Origin of the sequence: Acinetobacter tandoii DSM 14970 = CIP 107469 (genome assembly GCF_000400735.1) — a bacterium.
In the GTDB taxonomy this organism is placed as follows: Bacteria; Pseudomonadota; Gammaproteobacteria; order Pseudomonadales; family Moraxellaceae; genus Acinetobacter; species Acinetobacter tandoii.
In genome coordinates this window covers 143,944-166,353 of record NZ_KE007361.1, presented here as the reverse complement: position 1 = coordinate 166,353, position 22,410 = coordinate 143,944, and the positions used below count along the sequence as shown (strand labels likewise).

Below are 22,410 nucleotides of genomic sequence, written 5' to 3'. Positions count from 1 at the left end.
TTTCATACATTGAAAGGTCATGTGGTCCATGGCAGTGTGTTTGCCACTCGAAAAGAAGCGAATACAGTCTTGTTTGACTATATTGAGATTTATTACAATCGGGTCAGAAGGCATTCCGCAAACGGCTGGTTAAGCCCAGAAGCCTTTGAACAGAAATATTTTAAGAATTTAGAGGGATTTGTTGTCCACGATACTGTCTAGGATCAGATAGTATTCCTGATGATTTTAAAGTAGCAAATTCCTCTGAATGCCGTGCTGCTGTTGAGAATGCTTATAAAACTATATATAAGGATTCAGGGAATCCTCACAAGCAGTGGGAATTTGCTAAAGAAAAAAGAAGTCGAGATGTAGATAGATCACTTCCAGCTTGGAAAGGTCAAAATCAAGAACTGGCTGAATTTATTGAGGCATATGAGTTAGAGCTTAGAAAAAATGGTCTCATCGACTTTGATGATATGCCACTCATTGCTTTTAAAATGATTAAAGAAAATATTTGGATTCGCCAAGCTTTGGAAGCTCGCTTTCCTATTCTATTTGTTGATGAATACCAAGATTTAGGACATGTACTTCATGAGCTGGTTCAACTCCTTTGTTTTGATGGGAAAATTCGGCTATTTGCTGTAGGGGATGCCGATCAATCCATTTACGGATTTACTGGAGCAAATCCTGAATTACTAAAGAGTTTGACTGAAAGAAATAATGTTCAAAACATTCAACTAAAATTTAATTATCGTTCAGGAACAAAAATTGTTAAAGCATCTTCAGGGGCTCTTGATGAGGTTCGAGAATATAAAAGCCCAGATGGTACACCTGAAGGAGAAATCATATTTAATTCTGTAAACGGTGATTTAGAAAAACAAGCAAGTTTTATTGTTAATAATCTTTTAGTTCAATTAAACTCGCAAGGTTATAAAAATGAGCAAATAGCTATTTTATATCGTGCAGCTTGGCTTGGTGATAAAATTGTAGAGGTTTTAGAACAAAAAAAATTAACGTATCATCGGACAGATACTAATGCTTTGATCAAAAGAAGTTCAAAACTAGCCCGCTTTATTGAAAATTGTACGAAATGGATTACTGGTGGTTGGAAGCTTGCCGACCCGCCTTTTAATAAACTGGCCAAACAAGCATTAAGTATTGTTTATGGTAACCACTACACTCAAAGTGAAGAACAATCTTTAACATTACAGCTTATTCAATTTTTACAAAAAAGTATAACTTTTCAAGAAACTACAAATGAGTGGTTAATCCGATTTAGAAAAGAGTTGGTAGATCCTTGGACAATCATTTGCCGTAATAACTTACAGGAGTGGTATATATGCTCAGAATTGATTCAACATACTTCACCTGATATAGAAAAAGATATGTCCCTTGATCTATTTTCTGGAAAAACAGAAGGAAGTGGTAGATTAACCCTTACTACTTTTCATAGTTCTAAGGGACGTGAATTTGATGCTGTTATTATTTATGGTGTTAATAATGATGTTATACCTAGCTGGAGAGATAAGAAGACACCACAAACACTAAAAGAAGCTAGAAGACTTTTTTATGTTGCGGTTACACGTCCTAAATCGATATTGCATATTGTGTATCAATATGGAAATGATTCCGAATTTTTAAAGAATTTTATAGGAGAAGTCGAACATAGTTAAGCACCACTTATTGTCCAAGTAGGAGAAGTTGACTATCAATGGCTAAGCGCCATTTTGTGTCCATTTAAATAAGAATATGTAGTTATGGTCTTGCTTGTTTTTGCGTGAATTCGGTGGACTACTTTTAAGTATAATTAGTGGATTATTATTACTGATTCAGTCAAATATCAATGTCTTTCTTAGTTAGCTATCACATTCAGAGTTTTAGGCAAATAAACGAGAGAAATAGAACAGGATAAAAATGGATTATTTTCATACTAAATTACTCAAGTACGCTACTAAACATGAATAGTATGACATTGCGTACGTTCTATTGTCGGAGGGTAGATATAAGATTCAAAAATCTTGTAAGTCCTTAATAAACCGTAGAACTTCTAACTTCTGCTCATTACTTAAAGTATGACTAACTTGTATTATTTCTGCCAATAAATCGTTTTCTACATAAAAATATGCTGTTGGTAAATCTAAAATTTCTGCAATCTTGGAAGCCATTAAAAAATCAGGAACATGTTTTCCACGCTCATACTGATTCATACGCGCACTAGCAGAAGATTCATCAATTCCAGCCAAGATCCCCAAGCGCTCTTGTGAAAGTTTTTTTGCTTTGCGCGCTAAACGAAGTCGTAAGGCAAAAACATTTAAATTATGTGTTGGCATTAAACATAAGCACCCACTTTAAAACTAAGATTTTCTTAGTTTCAACTTGAGTTATTACTAAGGATTCCTTAGTATTGTGAAATCAAGAAGGCTACATTGCATTGCCGATGGTAATTTTTGAACAAACTTGCTAGATCTGCGTTGATCCCAAGTGCGTATTTTTAAACCTCTACCAATTGTTAAAGTTATGATTCTATATACAGTTCAACGCTAAGGTCATCAACTCTTTTTTGCTTTAATCGTGCTAATCCATGTCAAAATATACTCTACCTTTTTACAGTGATTTTTTTCACATTTTACTGAATCATGAAATCATCGAATGGCGAGCGAATGACTTTATAAAGGCTATTTTTAATGATAGACAATTTGTTAGGCCCTCTGAAAAGCAAAGTATTTATAGAGGATTAAATATTCTAGTAAAATGCAATTTCCTTTTAACAGTGAGAGACGAGAATAATCGTAATATTTTTAGATACAGCGAATCCTCTTATTTAAAATCCTATCGAAATGTTGAGAAAGTAAAGAAGGTCAAAGAAGCATTAATTGAGGAACAAAAGAGTTTGGAAAATGTACTCGAACGACGTAAAACCGAGAAAGTTTTCATTGAAAATATCATTAGTAAAAACCCAGATCTTCAAAGTTTTTTCGATAAGTATGAATATGTTATCTCCAAAGAGTTAAGTGAATTAGAAAATAAGAATAGTTTTATATTGAATATTTTCAATGATATTGAAAATATTCACTAGAATCATTCTAAAGAGGGAGAACTATAAGTTATAAATTGTGTGATTCTCTACCGCGTAACTGGGAGCTTACTTGAGTTCAAGTGAGCTTCACTGGAGGCTTACTTTATAAACATATAGTCAACACATCAATTGAATGTAGCGATATTTAATTTTTTTAGCTCATGTATTTCGCTTAATAAGAGGCATAATGTATCAGAATTACTTAACGAGGAGGATTCAAATCTGTCAGATATATTGATTAACTTTGCTATTCTTGAACGAACATGGCTAGATAGTGATTCATTACTTTCATCTTCTAAGTTGTTGTACTGGTTGATCTCACATGCTAAGTGAACATAGTGTGCTAAGGTTTTATCCGAAGCATGCATGGTTAGTTTTCTGCAAGCCTCTGCAGCGACACTGAGTATATTAGAAAAACTTCCTTGTTTAGAAAGTTTACTAATTGCTTTTGCAATATTCAAAGTAATATATCTATGTCTAAAAGAATGGTTCACAATATGTCTTAGTGCTTGGGCATGGGGTGAGTTATTAATAACTTTTCTCGCGTAATTCTTAAGATATGATTGTTTTAATTTCTCTCCCGTTTTCGCATCTACAAATATACTGTCATGTTTAATATCAGGGAATCGTTCCTCTACTTTATACAGGTATATTAAAATGACTTGTAAATCGTCCTTGGTCACAGGGACGTTACGACTTTTTCCTTTGTACTTTCCTTTAGCAATTTTTAAGTCTCTAATAATATGCTTTGCTGAGGGATTTAACATGTCGGCAGCGGCATTTTGTATCATTTTTTTTGTGATTTGGTTTACCTCCGAAATCCTTGAACCAGTTATTTCCATTAAAGTTCCTAGGGCTTGCCATCTAGCAATTAAAAAATCATCTACTTCTGGGTGAAGCGTTGTCGAATTTATTGCATCTAACCACATTAAATATTCATAATCTTTAACAAATTCAGCTTCTGTTTTTATGTGGATAAGGCCATTAAGACATCTATGTGATAAATAGCTCTTTTCAAATCTACCGTGGATATATTTATGATTAGAGTAGTGAACTTTATAATTTGTATGATGGTTGATTTTATTTGTAGCTAAATGCCATTTTGGATATCGTTCATTGAGGTGAACAACGTACCCTAAAGCTGTGCGAACATGGGAAATTATAGTTGCATCTGTGATATTCCGCTCTTTTAATCTCTCTACATATCGATACATTGTATCATCATTTATGTAATTCAATTCCGTATTACTTTCTTCCAGAAAATCACAAAATAAATTTAAGCTGTAAGCCTTTTTTGACACAGACGTTGCAAGTGGTTTTATATTGTAGGTTCTTGCTCCTCCAGCGTAGTGTGTTAAATACTCATTAGCATCCCAATCGAATTGTCCCATTTTCTTGAGAATTATAGGGAGAGGCACTGAGTCCTCAAATGCCCCTTTTTTACCGACAGTTAAGAATGATAGATTCGGGTTCTTTGCGATTACGACTCTTGTCATTATTTCAACTGCCAAATTCGTTGTTTGCCTAGTATAAGAGCTTGGTTTCTAAGAAGCGACTGGAGTACTTCATTGACAGTCTTATCTTCTTTGATGTTTTCGAGTGTTTGAATATATGCGCGGTAAACCTCTGCTAACGCATTTCTAAGTTCTTCATTTTCCAGCATGAGTAAATTCAAGTCTTCTTTTGAGATAGATGAAGAGCCAGTTTTAATCGAAACCTGTTTACCAGACTGCTCATTATTCAAATTTAAATTAGCTAAGTCGATAGCTTCTAATAGTGCTTTTAGAACTTGTGCGTTATGTGCCTCGTGGGCGGTATTCCAAACACATTTTATCACCTCTAATTCATGGTCTTCCCATTGCAAAACAGAGGAAAGCGATATAGTTTTACGCTTTACTACTAATGAGGGATAAATGTCATTTTTACTACTAATCTTTCTTATCAAGTTTGCTTTTTTTGATAGGGATTCAGTCTTGGCTTCTTTTTCAGCTAAAACTGCTTTCGAAGTTTCTCCAGTTATGAATTTGGGCATTTAATTTACCTCCCGGGGGTGCAGAAGTAGAAAAATATATCTTTGCCATCAATTCTCCTAAAGCGAACTTCTTCTCCTGTTTTTTGTTTATGCTCATTAATCATTTGCTTAATAAGCGGTTCTAGAACAGTGACTGTTTCTGTTGACTTTTTTGCTTGACTTACTATCTCTGTAATAGTGTCGTCTGCATGTAATTGTTTATGTAATGAAGAACCGATTCTAGCTATTGCTATCTCAGCTTCTTCTAGCCATTCATCTGACGGAGAAATTTCTGCATAGTGAAAAGTTTGCTCAAGTGACGAGTGCCCCATAAACCATGAAAGTTCTTCTAAACCATTATCATCCGAAAAGTTAAAGTATAAAACAGCGAAAAGTCTTCTAAATTGGTGCTGTGCTGGATACCATCTCTTGTTCTCTATCAATGGAGACTGAGACCAATCTTGAAAAAAACACAGAGCTTTGTATATTAAATCTCCACTTATTGGGAATTTATAAAAGTCTATTTTTTCAATATGGTGTTTTGCATGATTGAAAGAGCTTGATGAATGCAAAGAAAGAACTTTTCCAAATAGATAAACTTCATGTTCATTAAAAAAGTATCCTTGCAGTTCTTCTAATTGTGTAACAAATAAAGAAAACTCTATTCCATAATCAAAAATTAAATCAGGAATAGGCCTATGGACATCCTCTAATTCAAGTCTTTCGGATCTTTTCGGTATTCTCAGTGTTATATCAAATAATCCATCTATAGGTGATAAGCGGAAACAGTTTCTTTTTAAAGTGATTAATGATTGTCTTCGGCCAGAACTGAAACTGGCTAGAAGTATCCACATGGAAGCAACATAAAGTAATATGGTGGCTTCAACTGATAAGTTGTTTCTTATCCAATTGTGACTTAGATTTTCAAATGCTACTTGATATTCCCAAGTTGTAATTTTTAGTTCCTTTAGTACATCCGGCATACAGGTGTTAGCGAAAGCATGCTCCCGTATCACTTTTGTGTTTCTAAATATCCGTGATGGAGATATTTTTAGTGCGTCAATGGCATTTTTTTCCGCAGCCCAAAGTGAATTTAAATAACTCCTAAGCTCAGGGCCAAACTGTCTTGCAAAATATAGCGCCTTAGACATAGCATGAAGTGCGATATGAGCAGGGATTAGTTTTGTTTTTTGGGGTGGGTTTAAACTATCTAGGATGGAGTGGCCGTCAGAAAATAATTCTCGGGGGGAATGATTAAAAGAATGCTTTTGAATCACTCTACTAGTGTAAAGTAACTCTAATTTCGAAATTTCGTTTGAAATGGTTTTTTCCTTAGGTTTAAGGTCGATTTCGACTTCAAATAAGGGATTGGATGCATTGAAATATTCGGAAGTATAATGTGAAGCTTTGTTATTAGTTTTATTATTTAAATAAAGTTTTAGCTTGCTCTGTAGACTAATCACTTCTCTAGTGGTAATTAATAGCTCAGATTGGATTTTTTGCCAATCCTTTTTTGATAAATTATTGTGATGTTCAGAAGATATTTTTAACACGTGTGAAAAATGTTCGTCAGTAACTCCAAATGATTTTAAATATTCTTTAGTATTAATGAAACCAATCATGTCTAAATGTCGAATAATTGGTTTGTCTTTATTGCTCCTCAATTCATTTGCATGTCTAATTAAGCTTATTATCGAATTAAAAATCTCTAAAAACCGTTGAGGTCGTGAGACTGCATCAGTGAAGCTTAGATAAAGAAAGCTGCTCTTTAAATCATGTAGCAGTTCTGAGTTTTGTTCGTTCGTAAGGAGCTCATCAGGTGCAATTTCTTTATGAAATGATAATATCCGATAACTTTCTCTCTTGTATGGTGGTGCAGATGGGATATCAAATCCACTTTTAGCAATATGCCACTCGTGGTCTCCTATAGAATCGTTCAGCATCCATCTCGGCTTTGGATACTGTCCAGATTTAGCCAGTTTTAACCACTCTTGTTCTGAAAGTTCAATCGCTAAGGAGGTAGAAGCTAAGTTTAAATTTCCCATATCTGTCAGCCTTTCAATGCCTTGTGCGCTTTTCTAAGCATGTCTTTTAAATGAGTTGAACCTTCAGATAACTTTCTGATTACATCCTCACAATCTGCTTTTAGTTGATCGTCTGTACCTTCTTTGATGTACTTTAAAGCCAAAATAATATTTTCATGGGATAGGCAAAAATAAGTCGGGCTCGTTTCTTTCGACATTGTCGACTGTATTGTTAACTTTGAAAAAAGTGGCCCTCCCATATCGGGGTTGCTGAAAGCCTGTTTGAGTCGGGCTATATACGATTCTTTAGTTAAATTTAGTATATCAAATGAGCTATCTTGTTCGCTCAAAGACATGTAAAGCAATATGTTCTGAAACGCTCTTATTTTTACTCGGTATATCAATTCAGATAAATATTTTGGAATATAGCTCTTTAAGGCGGTCTTTACCTGATTTCCAAAATAGTTTGTTGCTTTCAAAGTGTCGCCTTTAGATTCTAGATAGATGAGCACCCCTTTTGAGCAACGTACTTTTTTTAACGTAGCAGCCTTTAATTCTTCAGAGCCTGATTTTTCGTATGCTAGAAGTCTTATTTTATTGAAAGCACCTTGGAAGGTAGTTGACCAAGGGAGAGCTGCAGGAGCTCCTGATAAGAGACAGGTCCATAAGTACTTAGAGTTCAGTGACTTTCTAGTTCTTTCGCTCATCTCTAAAGCCATCTTGAAACAAGCCACAGCATCGATTTCTTCTGGTTGTAGCTGGTTCAAAGGTTTATTGCTACCTTTGGCAGAAACCTGCCTAATATGTTTAGCTCGTTTCTTATAAACTTTTACTCTTATACTGCCTTCATCATTGACTAAAATGAAGACCTCTCCTCGATGAATGGATGAAATAGCTGCTTCATAGAGTGAATGGGGATTAAATCCAAGTTCTTCTGTGATTACAATTTGCATCGCAGAAGCAATTAAGGGGGTTAAACCAAAATATTCAAGTATATCAGTACCAAATGGAAGATTTTCTCTATTATGAGGCCTTTTATTTTGAACTAATTCGTCAAAAAAATAATTGAAATACGCAACTTTATTTTCTGTGGGATAGATGTTAAAAGACTTAATATCAAAAAAATCTACTGAATGTTGATTTTCAAAATTACTTTCTGGACTAAATTTTGGAACTCCTTTACTTCTAGAAATTACTTCATCTTTACTAAGATATTTAGCATATCCTTTAACAATGATTTCCCTTGAAACCGTGACGAGGTGATCTAAGTTACTCGACAAATTTGATTGAACAAAGGTTAAAAACTCATTGCTACTCGAAAAGTGTTGATGATTTTCTTCATCTCGTAAATTAACCTGCAAGATAAGTGGATTATTACTATACTTTTCAACATTAGAGGATTCTTTTATATTTTTGGGTATGTATGTAGTTGAAGATAGTAGCCCGTGCTCGATAAGCACTTTTAATGCATTTGTTAGGTTGTTATACCTTTGGTATGCAGTGCTTCTATCAACTTCGCTTAGTAGATTATCTCTATAATTCATTAACTCACTTTGAATTCTTTCGGGTTTTTTTTCCCAATCCTTTGAACTGTCCGAAACTTGGTTCAAAAAATCAATTATTGGTTTTCTGTAAGCTTTTCTCTCTTTATGTTTGTAAGAATTGACGAAATCAAGCAGTCTTTGTCTTACTTTAATCGAGCAGTATTTATTTAAAGCTTCATCCAAAGCTTCTGCACTAGAAAGCTTGACAGAGATTTTCTGCATTGCCAATTCAGGGAGCTGACTTTTTCTCAGTTCATTGTAACGAAGCTCAGTAGTTAGTCTAGGTAGTATTACACTTTTTCGGGATGCCTTTTCGATTATAATTGCAAGAGTGTTTATTCTATTTTTGGCACTTTCAAAAACATATATTTTTGAAATGTGACACGATATTGTATGGAATCTATTTAAAATTAGCTTATTGTCACTATTATTTATAGGTTTTTTTATAATCTCAATGTACTTTATTAGGTCATTAGCAACGTCAATTTTAAACCTAATGTTACCGAGGTTATCTATTTCTTTTTCTATTATTTGATATAACTCAGGATTAAGATGGGATTTAATTTCATCCATGGACTTATTTATTCTTCGAAAATTCTTGTCAGCTAATTTTTCAGAAAATAAGGATCTCGCTCGAGGTTGGTAGAGCGGTAAATTGACTTCACGCGGAATCTTTCCAGTGCCAAGTAAATAAGAAAAGAAACTGTACAGGCTATAATATAGGGATCTTGAAGTTGGACAGTCTTTTGTTGATCGTAAGTTTAATTCTATATTGTATTTAACGAGCATCTTTTCAATATAAGTTTGTGATTTACTCCATTCATAACCATATTCAATTAAACTAAAAAAAGATGTTGCACACATCCTGAATCTGAATAAAGCATTTTGATTTAAAGTCTTCATATAACTGTTTATATGAGTTTCTAATTCTGGGGTGCAGTGTTTTTTAATTAACAATGCTAGTTTTTGACTATTATTCTGTGTTGCTATTTTTTCTATAATCTCAGTAGAAAGTGGAGCCAATTTTAGTAATTCATATTCAGTTTTGTTCGCTATATTGGTTGGGGGTAAAAAGCTCTTACTAATATAGTCAATACTCTGAAGAAAATAGATGAAGTCAAGGATATACAAATAGTACTGTTTGGCAGAGTCAAAAAGTAATCGAGTACATAGATGAATTCGAATTTTCATTAAGGCTGTGTATAAACCAGAACTGTCGCCATTATTTAAAGGAATATTTAGAAGATGAATGTACATAGACAAACAACTAAGCAATGTTTGTTGTTTATGAACCGTACATGTGTTTATGTAATTACATAAATGAGCGTATGTAATATCTTCTAATTCATTTTTTAATACATCCCAATTTTGAGGTAGGCTCAATGTTATTTTCTATTTGTAATATTCAATAAGAAAAACATAGTTTATAATTTAAAAAAAATCAAGAAAAACAATGATGTTATCTATATGAAATAAAAGTTGTAGTGTTACATTTCGCATTAACCCCTGTAGCACGCTTAAATCCTGTGGCCGTCGGTGGGGTTACGGTATCGAATGTGACTTTGCATAATATTGGGGAAATTCATCGTTTAGATGTGCGTATTGGTGATACGGTCAGTGTGTATCGTAGTGGTGATGTGATTCCGAAGGTGGAAAAAGTCTGGCCCGAATTCCGTCCAAATGATACTCAGGAAGTGCATTTACCAGAACAATGTCCTGTTTGTGAATCACCTGTAGTGATGCCTGAAGGTGAAGCTTTAGCACGTTGTTCGGGTGGCTTATATTGCGCTGCACAGCGTATTGAGGCAATTCGTCACTTTGTATCACGTAAAGCCATGGATATTGAAGGCTTGGGTGATCGATGGGTAGAGTCATTGTTGCATCTAGATTTACTTCAAGATGTCGCAGACATTTACCACTTACATGAACATCGTGAAAAAATGCTCACTATTGAAAAAATGGGCGAAAAGTCGGTTCAAAATCTCTTTGATGCGATTGAAAACAGCAAAAAGACCACATTGGCAGCTTTTATTTATGCGCTCGGCATACGCGGAGTGGGGGAAACCACAGCACGAATGTTAGCCAATACTTTTCAAACTCTTGATGCACTGCGGGTAGCAGATATTGAGGCTTTAAAGAAAACACCAGATGTTGGGGATATTACGGCAGAGTGGATTGTCGATTTCTTCCAAGCACCACATAACCTTGAAGTTTTGGATCGATTGTTGGCAGCAGGCATTCACTGGGATGCACCTGTCGCTCCAACACGCCAACCTTTTAATGGTGAAAGCTGGGTGATTACGGGTACGCTCAGCCAAATGGGACGTGATGAAGCAACGCAAATGTTACAAGCATTGGGTGCGCGTGTCAGTGGCAGTGTTTCAAGCAAAACCAAATGCTTAGTTGCAGGCGAAAAAGCTGGTTCCAAATTAGAAAAAGCGGAGAAGCTCGGTATTCATGTGATGAATGAAAGCGAGTTTATTCAACTGATGCAAGATTATGGTCAGTTAGAGGCTTAGATTTTTGGATTTGGACCAAAAATATACTGTTCAGATAACAGCGTTCAGTTAAAGCACGACTAAAACGACTTTTAATGATGAGGTTCACAGCGGAGTCTTACCGTATTAGCATCAAATGCTTGAAGTTCCTATGTTACTTTGGATTAGTCCAAAGTAACCCAAGGCATTAGTCATCAGCAAAACTCGTTCATTGTTATCAATGAATAAAATTGTCGCAGAAACATTTTTTTCTCATGTAGTGTTGTCTCGAACAGTTGTTGATGACATTTCGTGTCTCATATGTCCTCATCAATTTAGAGAAGGCATAATGCTCGTCAGCCATGAAATTGACTATCATTATGCCTTTTATTTATTTTCAAGGAATATATTGTTTGATCACACCGTCATCGAGCAACTGTTGAAAGTGCTCAATCAAGCTTTCTTTGACATCGCGATACTGCAAACCTAATTCTTTTTGGCTCTTGCTCGCATCAAAATAAATAGGGTAACCCATATTCAGTTCAACAAATTCACGGCTAAAACCAATGAACGGACCAATCACTTTAAAGGCCGCTTTTGGCAGTTCGTTGCGTGGAAATGGAAATTTCCAACCAAAATGTGCTTTAAGTAATTGACCAATTTCAAGCAAACTCAAAGTATCGCCACTGACGATGTAACGACCCGTTGCTTTTGGGTTAAATGCAGCCTGTAGGTGTGCTTCGGCGACATCTTGAACATCGACCACACCATTCCACATGGGTGGAACACCCGCGAGAGTTAAGCCATTGGTAAATTGTTGTAAGACCTCAATTGAACCTGACTGTGTATTTGGCGTTAATGAACGACCAAAAACCAACGCTGGGTTAATGCAAACCAATTGCCAACGGTTTTGTGCATCGGCCATTTCCCAAGCTTTACGCTCAGCCATCACTTTGGAATATGGATAAGGCTGATGGGTCTCTGAGCTGCTGGTATTCCAGTGACTTTCATCAAAAGTATTATGATCAGTTTTTAAAATATCCACGGCATCGCCATAGGTCGATGCAATGCTCGAAGTCACAATCACGCGTTTGACGGACTCAGTTTCATTTACGGTGTTTAAAACATTTTCTGTACCTAAAACAGCTGGTTCAATGATGTCCTTAACGGCATTTTTATAGTTAGTAACGACGAAAGGTGATGCCATATGAAACACAATTTCACAGCCCTGCATGGCTTCTTTAAATGAATTTGGTTCAAGCAAATTCGCTTTAAATAGTTTGAGTGTTCCTGTGCTGCTTTCTGCAATTTTAGATAAATGCGCGAAGCTTTGCGTTTTGTTTAGGTCACGGACAGTGGCATGTACGGTATAGCCTTGGGTTAATAATTTTTGAATTACCCAACTGGCAATATAACCCGAGGCACCTGTGACCAGTACAGGTGCTTGTGTTGCTAAGTTTGTCATAGATCAACCGTTGTTGTTTTAAGTATTGGCATAGTGTAAGCCTGAATGTGATGAAAGTCTTTGCTTATGGGAAACAGGTTTCTAACTTATGCGTCATTTACGGAGATGTTGATGCACGTCATCAAACAAAATTGATCGAGGTAAAGACGACTTGATTAGCCCATATAGACAACATGATCAATCAAAACTATTGGGCGGTGTGTTTAACGCTTACTATGTAATTGTGGAGACTTGCTGTTCTAAATTGAGAGTAACTTTTTATTTTTAATAATAAAAAAATCATGGTGTGATAATTTTCACTTCGTGATGTTTTAAAGACGTGGTGAAATAAGGGTCATTTTAAATAGTTACAAATTTTAAAATAAGCAAAATTTTGAATGAAATCACCTTTGCCCTAAGATGCAAAATACTGCAAAGGCTTATTTTATATGCGGAAAATGGCTTAAATTGAACTGCAAATGCGTATGTTTCTCATTTTAATTTTATAAAAATCATAAGCTTACAAAATTTAACTTTTGCAATCCTTTTCAAATGTCGCCATAATATTTTAAAAAGGTATGGGGTATAACGAGATGCGCGGCAATCCAGAAGTAGTAGACTATTTAAATATGTTGATCGGTGGGGAACTTGCAGCTCGCGATCAGTACCTCATTCATTCACGTATGTATGAAGATTGGGGCTTAAGTAAAATCTTTGAGCGTATTGATCATGAAATGCAAGAAGAAGCCTCTCATGCAGATGCCTTAATTCGTCGTGTACTGTTTCTAGAAGGCACACCGAATATGAACCGTGATGATATTCATGTGGGACAAGATGTGGTGACCTGTTTAAAGGCAGACTTGGCACTGGAATATCATGTACGTGAGAAATTGGCGCAAGGCGTGAAACTGGCGGAAGAAAAAGGTGATTATGTCACACGTGATATGTTGCGCCAGCAAATGTCAGATACTGAAGAAGACCATACGTATTGGTTAGAAAAGCAAATTCGCTTAATTGAATTGATTGGCTTACAAAATTATATTCAGTCGCAAATGTAAGCACAGAATGCAATGAAAAAAGGTTTTCAGACTTCAGTTTGAAAACCTTTTTTCATGCTGCATGTTTTTACTTTTTAGAAAATTTTTGAATATCTGCCAGAACCTGTTTGGCATGTGTTTGTGTGTTCACACTGCTGTAGTGATAGACAATAGTACCCTTAGGATCAATCAAGAAAGTTTCACGCTTGGCAATTTGAGCTACACCAAAATTACGGACTATGCCGAACTGACCTGCCAGTTGTTGTTTTTGATCGGCTAAAATTGGAAAAGGGAGTCCCAATTTACTGGAAAACTTTTGATGGGATTTAACATCGTCAAGGCTGACGCCCAATACGACGGCATTTGCTTTTAAAAATTGAGGATACAGTGCTTTAAACTGGTTGGCTTCTTGAGTGCAGCCAGGAGAGTCATCTTTGGGATAAAAGTACAAGACCATCCACTGACCACGATATTGTTTGGACTCATGCCATTTGCCATTTTGATCTTGTAATTTAAAGCTAGGTGCTGCCTGTCCAACCCATTGTTTCTGGCTTGCAGTGGAAGAAGAAAAAATCGAAGTTTCGGCATGAGTTAAATGGTAAGTCCCGAAACTACAGGTTATCCCCATTAAGCTGACACGGAGTAATTGATTTAAAGCCATTTTCTTCTAATTTTTTGATGCTAAGGAAACTTTATCTTAGCAAACTATTGCTATCACCCGTACAACAAAATTCCAGAACGACTATGTGTGGTGCTTGGTGAGAGGGATTAAAGCCTGAACCATATGTGAGATGACTTTATAAGGCGGAACTGTGTGACTTTGTAGTTTGAGAATGATAGGAAATGCAGCTCAGTCGCAAAATAAAAGCAGTTATACTGCTGTGCAAAGTTTTATTTTTAGAGCAAAACGTTGAACGCAAGTATTTTACTGATTACGGGTTGGGGTGGTGGTACACAACTGTTAGAGCCTTTACAACACAAGCTACAACAACAGGGATATATCGTTGAGCTAATTAATATTTTTAATGCTTTCGATGCTGAAACCTTGCAACACCATGTGGAACTGGCGCGTCGTTTTGATGTGATTATCGGCTGGTCATTGGGTGGACAGCTTGCCACACTGCTAGTACAGCAGCTTGAACAACAGTTTTCAGAACAAAAAATCTTGATCAGCTTGGCGTCCAATCCATGTTTTGTTGCACAACCAAACTGGTCAACTGCAATGCCGCAAGAAACATTTAAGCAATTCAAACAGTCCTTCCAACAAGATGCTGTGGCAACGCTCAAGCGCTTTGGATTTTTGGTGTGCCAAGGAGCAGATTCTGCCAAGAAAGATTTTATTCAAATGCAAAAACTGATTAAGCCACAACCAATTTCACTATTAGAACAAGGTTTAGTGCTATTAGAGCAGTTGAATTTAGCCAAAACTTTGGCGCATTATACAGGGCAGCAATTGCATGTGTTTGCCGAGAAAGATGCTCTGGTTCCTTGCGAAATTATTCAAAATATGCAGCAATTACTTGCAGAAAATGTAAAAGTTGTAAGTATTGAACATGCTTCGCATGGTTTCCCTTGCTTCCAAGTTGAACAAACTATGCAAATTATTGAAGATTTTCTGAAGCAACCTCTTCAGGCTGTCTAGGAATGACCATTCTCGCAATGTTTTTTAGAAACTTGCAGGTTTAAGATAGCCCACATTGCAAAAAATACGACACCACAGGAGTTTATGGATGACTGATTTATTTGACCTTGAACATATCTGGCATCCTTATACCTCTATGACCAATCCGCTGCCAACTTTCAAAGTAAAGAAAGCTTATGGGGCAGTCATTGAACTGGATGATGGACGACAACTGATTGATGGTATGTCGTCATGGTGGTGTGCAATTCATGGTTATAACCATCCAGATTTAAATCAGGCGGTGACCGATCAGTTGCAAAATATGTCGCATATTATGTTTGGTGGGTTAACCCATGATCCTGCGATTGAACTGGGTAAACTATTATTAGACATTACGCCACCCAGTTTAGACAAAATTTTCTATGCCGATTCAGGTTCAGTTGCAGTCGAAGTTGCGCTAAAAATGGCAGTGCAATATTGGACTTCGCAAGGCAATATCGAAAAGACCAATTTTGTGACGCCGCGCTCGGGCTATCACGGGGATACGTGGAATGCGATGTCGGTATGTGATCCTGTGACGGGCATGCATCAGATTTTTGGCAGCAGTTTGCCCAATCGAATTTTTGTTCCTGCACCACAAGTCGGTTTTAATCAGACTTGGGACCCAGCGGATATTGCTGAACTCGCACAAACCTTGGAACAGCATCACCGCAGCATTGCAGGTCTGATTATTGAGCCGATTGTGCAGGGTGCAGGTGGAATGCGTTTCTACCATCCTGAGTATTTACGCCAAGCTAAACTGCTCTGTGAAAAATATAACATCCTGCTCATTTTTGATGAAATCGCAACTGGTTTTGGGCGTACAGGCAAACTCTTTGCTTGGGAGCATGCACAAGTTGAACCCGATATCATGTGTATCGGCAAAGGCTTAACAGGCGGTTATATGACGCTGTCTGCAACCTTAACCTCGAAGCATGTGGCTGAAACCATCTCTAAAGGTGAAGCGGGCGTATTTATGCACGGTCCAACCTTTATGGCTAATCCATTGGCTTGTGCAGTGGCATTACGCAGCACACAGCTCTTGGTGTCTCAAGACTGGCAAAGTACCATTCAGCGTATTGGCAACCAATTGCAGCAACATCTCGCCCCATTAGCACAACTCAATTACGTGCAGGATGTGCGTGTATTGGGCGCGATTGGTGTGGTTGAGCTGAACTTTAATGTCGATATGAAAACGCTACAACAAGAATTTGTAAAACGTGGCATCTGGATCCGTCCATTTGGTAAGTTGGTCTATGTCATGCCGCCGTATGTCATTTCTGAAACGCAGTTGAATACTTTATTGACTGAACTGGTAGATGTGGTTCGCCATATGCAAGAGGAAGCCGGATGTATTTGTTAGACCATTATGCTGCACAGTTGGATGAACTGAAACAGCAGGGCAATTTACGTCAATTTACTTCAAACTCCCAACAGGGGAGGTGGATTGAAATTCAGCAACGCCGTATGTTGAATTTAGCTTCAAATGACTATTTGGGCTTGGCTTCTGATCTGAGCTTACGCGAACAGTTTTTTGATGAAACCCCAAATGCACATCGTTTAATGAGCTCATCTTCATCGCGTTTATTGACAGGGAATTTTCCCGAATATGAACGGCTCGAAGCCAGTTTGAGTCAGGCTTTTGCTGGACGTGCCGCGCTGTTATTTAACAGTGGCTACCACATGAACATTGGAATTTTACCTGCGGTCAGTGATGCCAAGACGCTTATTCTTGCAGATAAGTTAGTGCATGCCAGTATGATTGACGGGATTCGTCTTTCTTCTGCCAAGTATGTACGTTATCGCCACAATGACTTACAGCATCTGTCGCAGTTGCTACAAAAATATCATGATGATGAGGCTTTTGAGCGCATTATTGTGGTGACTGAATCCATTTTTAGTATGGATGGCGATGAAACTGATTTGGCTGAATTGGTACGGATTAAATCCCAATTTGCCAAAGTCATGCTGTATGTAGATGAAGCACATGCCATTGGCGTACGTGGTGAACAAGGTTTAGGCTGCGCTGAACAATATCAAGTGATTGAGCAGATTGACTTCTTAGTAGGGACATTTGGTAAGGCGATGGCATCAGTTGGTGGTTACTTGATTTGCCATCCGATTATCCGTGAATTCCTGATTAATCGTATGCGTTCTTTGATTTTCAGTACCGCACAGCCTCCAATTTGTATGGCATGGACCAACTTTATCTTCAAAAAACAGCTTACGATGACTGCCAGTCGTCAGCATTTACAACAATTAAGCGCTTATTTACAACAAGCCGTACAAGCAAAAGGGTATGCTTGTCCGTCGACCAGCCATATTGTGCCTGTCATTATTGGTGAGTCACAAAAAACGGTCGATACTGCGGCACAGTTACAGCAGGCAGGTTTCTATATTATGCCTGTGCGTCCACCAACAGTACCTGTGCAAAGTTCGCGTTTACGTATCTGTTTAAATACCCAATTTCAGCAAGATGAACTGGATCAGTTTATCGCTTTGTTATGAGTTTTAGCGTTGAATCCATCTCAAATAGATAAGTCTCGTGTGGCGCTGCGTTTTGCACAAGCGGGACAAAGCTATACCGAACATGCCATCGCACAAAAGCAAATTTGCCAGCATCTGATGCAATTGATGCTGGATCATCTGCCGACCCAACATCAAGCACGTGTCCTGGAGATCGGCTGTGGTTCTGGCAATTTGAGTCATCTATTATTGCAACATTTGCAAATTGATCGGCTGATTCTGAATGACATTTATGCTGAAGTTCAGCGCCATTTCCCACAGCAGCAACAGATTGAGTGGCGAATTGGCGATATCGAACAGCTTGAGTTTCCAACACAATTAAACTTAGTGACTTCCAGTTCTGCATTGCAGTGGATGACCGATTTACAGGCCGTTTTTACTAAAGTTGCGTATGCTTTAGTGCAACAAGGTTTTTTCTGTTTTTCTATTTTTGGGCAGCAGAACTTAAAGGAAATTAAAGCTTTGACGGGGCAGGGGCTTGAATATCATACCTTGTCTGAGTTGCAACAGGTATTAACGCAAACAGGTTTTGATGTGTTGCATCTGAGTGAACAGATCAAGACCTTGCATTTTTCACATCCCAAGCAAGTGTTACAGCATTTGAAAGCCACAGGTGTCACGGCAACCAGTGCTTCACATCGTTGGACCAAAAAAACGTTACAACAGTTTTATCAAGATTATCAGCAGTTTTTGGAGATCGATCAGCAAGGGCAAACACAGTATGTACTCAGCTATCACCCGATTTATTGTATTGCACGGAGAATAACATGAGCGCAGACATCTATTTTATCAGTGGGATTGATACTGGCATTGGCAAGACCTATACCACAGGATATCTGGCAAAGTTATGGAATGCGCAAGGTCAGCAGGTTATCACGCAAAAATTGATTCAAACGGGTAATGTCGATGTCTCTGAAGATATTCAGCAGCACCGTGAAATTATGGGGACAGGTTGGTTGCCAGAAGATGAAAGTAAACTGACCATGCCTGAAATTTTTAGCTATCCGGCATCACCACATTTAGCCACCAAACTCGATGGTCGTGACATTGATTTTGCCAAGATTGAAGCGGCAACACAGCAATTGGCAGAAAAATTTGAGGTGGTGTTACTGGAAGGTGCTGGCGGTTTAATGGTGCCACTCACCACAGAGTTATTGACCATTGATTATCTTGAACAGAAAAAGTTTCCTGTTATTTTAGTCAGTTCTGGGCGTTTGGGCAGTATTAACCATACTTTACTGAGCCTAGAAGCACTCAAAGCACGAGGTTTATCTTTATATGCGTTGGCGTATAACTTAAATGATGAATCGCAAGATTCGTTAATTTCCAAAGATACTTCTGAATATCTGAAAGCTTATTTAGCTAAGCATTTTCCAGAAGCACAATGGATTGATATTCCTGTGCTGTGACCATTTAAAAACAAGGTTTCATCGAGTTTGATGAAACCTTGTAATAGTGCTATGCATTTAGTCTATTCGTTTAGTGATAATAAGCTAGAATTTGTTGGGTAATAAAATCATGACCAGCTTTATTAAATAATGCATAACTACCTTTGGATTCATAATTGACCCAAGTACCAATCTTTTCCCCGTAATTTGGTGAGATGATGTCACCTTTCATGTCCCACTCACCATCATAAATTTTGCCGTCTTTTTCAATTGCTGGATCTGCACCCGTATAAATGTCATTACCATTGGTATCTACAGTATAAGCAACGTTCAGATTAAACACTTTTTTGATTTTATATTGCTGACTACTTTGTGGATAATTCGTTTGTACCCATTCAGTTAAACTTTTGGCTTCCGAAATATTATTATTCCAAAAATAAAATTGGTTTTCATCATAGATGACTGTTTTTGGTACATATACAAATGAACCAGCAGGGAACGTTGCATTACTACTTAAGAGGCTTTTAAAAGCATCGGCATTACTTTTGAGAATGCCACCCACTTGATCACTAATGAAAATATAATCTAGAACTTTTGGGTAGTCTGTTGAGATATTGCTAGGCAAAATATCTGCTATTTTTTTCCCTGAAAGATCAAATTTTTCAAAGTCATAATTTAATTTTCCTGCATTAAAATTACATGTGTCATTAAATTGTGAAGTTGAAATATTTAACCCTTTAGATGAGGAAAGATAACCTAAAGGCCAACCTTCATTCTGCTTATTAAAAGATTTTTGCGTAAATAGACCAAATGAATTTAAGATATTATGATTGGTGGTGAAATCCATCATATTATTTTCGAGTTCTTCTAAGCTGATATTATAAAGCGGATTGTAGTTGATATATAACATTTGCCCCTTGAGTTTAATTTCATCGCTATACAATTGATCAGTTACATTGTAGCCAGTTTGAGGGGGAACAGATTCCTCAAGCTTATAGTCATAGTCGATAACATATAACGGTTCATCAAAAATAGTAGTTCCAGTAATTTGGGAATTTAAAAGAATACCTTGATTACATGTTAATGTGGTCGATCCTCCAGAACTTGAATTTGAAGTGGACGGGGGTGTCGAGGAAGTGGAATCACCAGATCCCCCTCCACATCCGCTTAAAACTGTAATAGATATAGAGAGTGCTAAAGTTGTAAATTTCTTCATTTGTGTGACTCTAGGTTTTAAATTATTGAATTATTAAGTTTTAAAGTTAGAAGCGGATTATATACAGAATGGTTTGTATGGTGAATAATTTTTATTCTTACATGTGATAACTTATAAACTGCATCATGACGTTAATCAGGAACATTTGAATGCCGAGTGTTTTCATACTGGATTTTAATGGACAATTGACCAGTGAATAAGTCGATTTTACAAACAAAAAAAAATCCGCATTTTATAGAAAATGAAATGCGGATTTTTTTTCGACAAGATTAAAGTGAAGCGTTACTCTCAATTCCAATTTTAGTGATATTTAGACGTTGTGCCATCGCCATGACCATTGCGACTTGTTTATATTCAGTCATACGGTCAGGCTGTAATTTAATTTGGTCTTGTTCGGACTTTTTTGACACCGTCATAAATAAGTTTTCTAAAGCTTGCTTATTCTCTACAGGTTGACCATTCCAGAAAATTTTTCCTTGTGCATCTAATTTTAGATTGATAATTTCAGGTGGTTTTTCATTGCTTTGTGGTGGCGGAGCACCATTCGGCAAATTAATATTGATGGCATTATTTGGAATTGGAATAGTGATAATAAACATAATAATCAACACCAACATGACATCAATTAATGGTGTCATGTTGACATCGAGTAGTACATCATCGTCATCATTTGAGCCAACATTCATACCCATAACTTGCTCCTTTAGACCCAATTACGGTGAAACTGGGGGAGTGGTGACAAAAGCAATTTTACCAATCCCAGCTTGTTTGGTTGCATTAATCACTTGATCAATCGCATCAAAGTGAGTCTGTTGATCACCACGAATATGCACTTCGGGCTGTGGACGTTTTTGTGCCTCAGCTTTTAGGCGTGTCATTAGTGTGGCTTTGTCTCCGATATATTTTTCATTCCAGAACACATCGCCATTTTTATTGACTGCAAGTTGAATATTTTCAGGTTTATTGGCATACGGTGTATTTTTCTCTTCGGGTAATTTTACGGGTACTGTATGAATGGCAACAGGCACCGTAATAAGGAAAATAATCAGCAGAACCAACATGATATCAACCAGTGGAGTTGTATTAATGGTTCCGATTACATCGTCTTCACTGTCATCTGAACTGACCATCATGCCCATGGTGGATGTCCTCTTTTATTTATTCACGACTTTTTTATGATTTGGATTAGTGCTGATTTCTCCACTGAGTAAGACCGTGTGTAAATCAGAGCCAAAAGTACGGACATTTTCCATCACCGCTTTATTGCGACGGGTTAGCCAGTTGTAGCCGAGCACCGCGGGCACTGCGACGGCCAGACCAATCGCGGTCATAATCAGAGCCTCACCAACAGGGCCCGCAACTTTATCAATCGATGCTTGACCCGACATGCCAATAGCGGTGAGTGCGTGATAAATTCCCCAAACTGTCCCAAATAGCCCTACAAATGGTGCAGTTGAGCCAACGGTTGCCAGAAATGCTAGTCCGCCACTCAAATGACTTTGAATTTTGTCGATGGCGCGTTGAATGGAAATGGTCACCCACGTGTTAAAGTCGATACGTTCTAGTAAAGTTCCTTCGTGGTTTTTGGTCGAGTGAATGCCTTTTTCCGCAATAAAACGGAAAACACTGTCTTTGTCTAAGCTATCTGTTGCACTTTCGAGTGTGCTGGCATCCCAGAATTCAGCATCGGCTTTACGACCTTGTCCTTTGATTTTTGATTGTTGCAGCAGTTTGGTAATCATGATGTACCACGTGCCAATCGACATCATGACTAAAATAAATAGCGTGGTTTTGGCGACCATATCACCTTCTTTCCACATGGCTTCCAAGCCATAAGGGTTGTATGCAGGGGCTTCTGATTTGGCAGGTGGTTGCGGTGCTGTGGTGATGTTACTCGAAGTTACTGCTGTCGTCGTTGCTGGGGCAGTATCTTCAGCAAATGCAGAATGAATCGGAAGAAGGGTACTTGCTGCAAGTAAGCCAGCAGTGGCCATTTTTTTTACAGGATTAATCATTTTATTCATCTAT

Annotated in this window: 20 protein-coding genes and 1 pseudogene; 10 read left to right on the top strand and 11 right to left on the bottom strand. The window is 37.4% G+C overall.

Going from position 1 to position 22,410, the window contains the following annotated elements:
• Both I593_RS02960 and I593_RS02955 read left to right on the top strand, forming a co-directional pair.
• Positions 1 to 201: IS3 family transposase (locus tag I593_RS02960; protein ID WP_016166094.1), on the top strand; the 201-nt coding region annotated here is incomplete at its 5' end.
• Positions 177 to 1,652 (top strand): 3'-5' exonuclease, encoded by a 1,476-nt coding sequence (locus I593_RS02955; protein ID WP_081401214.1) that lies wholly within the window; start codon positions 177 to 179, stop codon positions 1,650 to 1,652. The genes I593_RS02960 and I593_RS02955, both read left to right, overlap by 25 nt.
• 336 nt (positions 1,653 to 1,988) lie before the next feature.
• Here I593_RS02955 and I593_RS02950 read toward each other — a convergent pair whose 3' ends face one another.
• Positions 1,989 to 2,309, bottom strand: a complete 321-nt coding sequence (locus I593_RS02950) for a helix-turn-helix domain-containing protein (protein ID WP_016166092.1) — start codon at positions 2,307 to 2,309, stop codon at positions 1,989 to 1,991.
• 251 nt (positions 2,310 to 2,560) lie between these two features.
• Here I593_RS02950 and I593_RS02945 point away from each other — a divergent pair, with 251 nt between their 5' ends.
• Positions 2,561 to 3,055 (top strand): hypothetical protein, encoded by a 495-nt coding sequence (locus I593_RS02945; RefSeq protein ID WP_016166091.1) that lies wholly within the window; start codon positions 2,561 to 2,563, stop codon positions 3,053 to 3,055.
• A gap of 125 nt (positions 3,056 to 3,180) precedes the next feature.
• Here I593_RS02945 and I593_RS02940 read toward each other — a convergent pair whose 3' ends face one another.
• Genes I593_RS02940 through I593_RS02925 form a run of 4 tightly spaced genes read right to left on the bottom strand, consistent with a single transcriptional unit; the run spans position 3,181 to position 10,017 of the window.
• Positions 3,181 to 4,551: a site-specific integrase gene (locus I593_RS02940; protein ID WP_016166090.1), complete on the bottom strand. Its 1,371-nt coding sequence runs from the start codon at positions 4,549 to 4,551 to the stop codon at positions 3,181 to 3,183.
• A complete protein-coding gene (locus tag I593_RS02935) occupies positions 4,551 to 5,087 on the bottom strand; it encodes a hypothetical protein (RefSeq protein WP_016166089.1) in 537 nt (178 codons plus the stop codon). Before I593_RS02935 ends, I593_RS02940 begins: the two co-directional genes overlap by 1 nt.
• 5 nt (positions 5,088 to 5,092) lie before the next feature.
• Complete coding sequence (locus I593_RS02930) at positions 5,093 to 7,111, bottom strand: hypothetical protein (protein ID WP_016166088.1); 2,019 nt, start codon at positions 7,109 to 7,111, stop codon at positions 5,093 to 5,095.
• Between the two features lie 5 nt (positions 7,112 to 7,116).
• Positions 7,117 to 10,017, bottom strand: coding sequence for a hypothetical protein (locus tag I593_RS02925; RefSeq protein ID WP_154653727.1), 2,901 nt, complete (start codon positions 10,015 to 10,017; stop codon positions 7,117 to 7,119).
• Between the two features lie 116 nt (positions 10,018 to 10,133).
• Between I593_RS02925 and ligA the strand changes: the two are divergent.
• Positions 10,134 to 11,153, top strand: a pseudogene (ligA, locus tag I593_RS02920) (NAD-dependent DNA ligase LigA); the annotation flags it as partial.
• A 355-nt stretch (positions 11,154 to 11,508) separates the two neighbouring features.
• On the opposite strand, the gene I593_RS02915 reads toward ligA, so the two are convergent.
• Complete coding sequence (locus I593_RS02915) at positions 11,509 to 12,576, bottom strand: SDR family oxidoreductase (protein ID WP_016166085.1); 1,068 nt, start codon at positions 12,574 to 12,576, stop codon at positions 11,509 to 11,511.
• A gap of 572 nt (positions 12,577 to 13,148) precedes the next feature.
• Here I593_RS02915 and ftn point away from each other — a divergent pair.
• Positions 13,149 to 13,613 carry a heteropolymeric bacterioferritin subunit Ftn gene (gene ftn / locus I593_RS02910; RefSeq protein ID WP_026441177.1) on the top strand — a complete coding sequence of 155 codons (465 nt, stop codon included), beginning with the start codon at positions 13,149 to 13,151 and terminating at the stop codon, positions 13,611 to 13,613.
• A 67-nt stretch (positions 13,614 to 13,680) separates the two neighbouring features.
• Here ftn and I593_RS02905 read toward each other — a convergent pair whose 3' ends face one another.
• On the bottom strand, positions 13,681 to 14,220 hold the full coding sequence (locus I593_RS02905; RefSeq protein ID WP_228130558.1) for a peroxiredoxin: 540 nt from the start codon (positions 14,218 to 14,220) through the stop codon (positions 13,681 to 13,683).
• 282 nt (positions 14,221 to 14,502) lie between these two features.
• Between I593_RS02905 and I593_RS02900 the strand changes: the two genes are divergently transcribed.
• The 5 genes from I593_RS02900 to bioD all read left to right on the top strand — a co-directional run bounded on the left by I593_RS02900 (position 14,503) and on the right by bioD (position 19,187).
• A complete protein-coding gene (locus I593_RS02900; RefSeq protein ID WP_016166082.1) occupies positions 14,503 to 15,234 on the top strand; it encodes an alpha/beta fold hydrolase in 732 nt (243 codons plus the stop codon).
• An 88-nt stretch (positions 15,235 to 15,322) separates the two neighbouring features.
• Positions 15,323 to 16,615 carry an adenosylmethionine--8-amino-7-oxononanoate transaminase gene (gene bioA, locus I593_RS02895; protein WP_016166081.1) on the top strand — a complete coding sequence of 431 codons (1,293 nt, stop codon included), beginning with the start codon at positions 15,323 to 15,325 and terminating at the stop codon, positions 16,613 to 16,615.
• Complete coding sequence (locus I593_RS02890) at positions 16,603 to 17,760, top strand: 8-amino-7-oxononanoate synthase (RefSeq protein WP_016166080.1); 1,158 nt, start codon at positions 16,603 to 16,605, stop codon at positions 17,758 to 17,760. Before bioA ends, I593_RS02890 begins: the two co-directional genes overlap by 13 nt.
• 9 nt (positions 17,761 to 17,769) lie before the next feature.
• Positions 17,770 to 18,549 carry a malonyl-ACP O-methyltransferase BioC gene (gene bioC / locus I593_RS02885; protein ID WP_016166079.1) on the top strand — a complete coding sequence of 260 codons (780 nt, stop codon included), beginning with the start codon at positions 17,770 to 17,772 and terminating at the stop codon, positions 18,547 to 18,549.
• Positions 18,546 to 19,187: a dethiobiotin synthase gene (gene bioD, locus I593_RS02880; RefSeq protein WP_016166078.1), complete on the top strand. Its 642-nt coding sequence runs from the start codon at positions 18,546 to 18,548 to the stop codon at positions 19,185 to 19,187. Before bioC ends, bioD begins: the two co-directional genes overlap by 4 nt.
• A 70-nt stretch (positions 19,188 to 19,257) precedes the next feature.
• Here bioD and I593_RS02875 read toward each other — a convergent pair whose 3' ends face one another.
• The 4 genes from I593_RS02875 to I593_RS02860 form a co-directional block, all read right to left on the bottom strand.
• Positions 19,258 to 20,382 (bottom strand): hypothetical protein, encoded by a 1,125-nt coding sequence (locus tag I593_RS02875; protein ID WP_016166077.1) that lies wholly within the window; start codon positions 20,380 to 20,382, stop codon positions 19,258 to 19,260.
• A 269-nt stretch (positions 20,383 to 20,651) separates the two neighbouring features.
• Entirely contained in the window at positions 20,652 to 21,074 is a 423-nt protein-coding gene (locus tag I593_RS02870; protein ID WP_016166076.1) for an ExbD/TolR family protein, read from the bottom strand.
• A gap of 21 nt (positions 21,075 to 21,095) precedes the next feature.
• Complete coding sequence (locus I593_RS02865) at positions 21,096 to 21,521, bottom strand: ExbD/TolR family protein (RefSeq protein WP_016166075.1); 426 nt, start codon at positions 21,519 to 21,521, stop codon at positions 21,096 to 21,098.
• A 15-nt stretch (positions 21,522 to 21,536) separates the two neighbouring features.
• Positions 21,537 to 22,406: a MotA/TolQ/ExbB proton channel family protein gene (locus I593_RS02860; RefSeq protein WP_016166074.1), complete on the bottom strand. Its 870-nt coding sequence runs from the start codon at positions 22,404 to 22,406 to the stop codon at positions 21,537 to 21,539.
• Between the last annotated feature and the right edge of the window lie 4 nt (positions 22,407 to 22,410).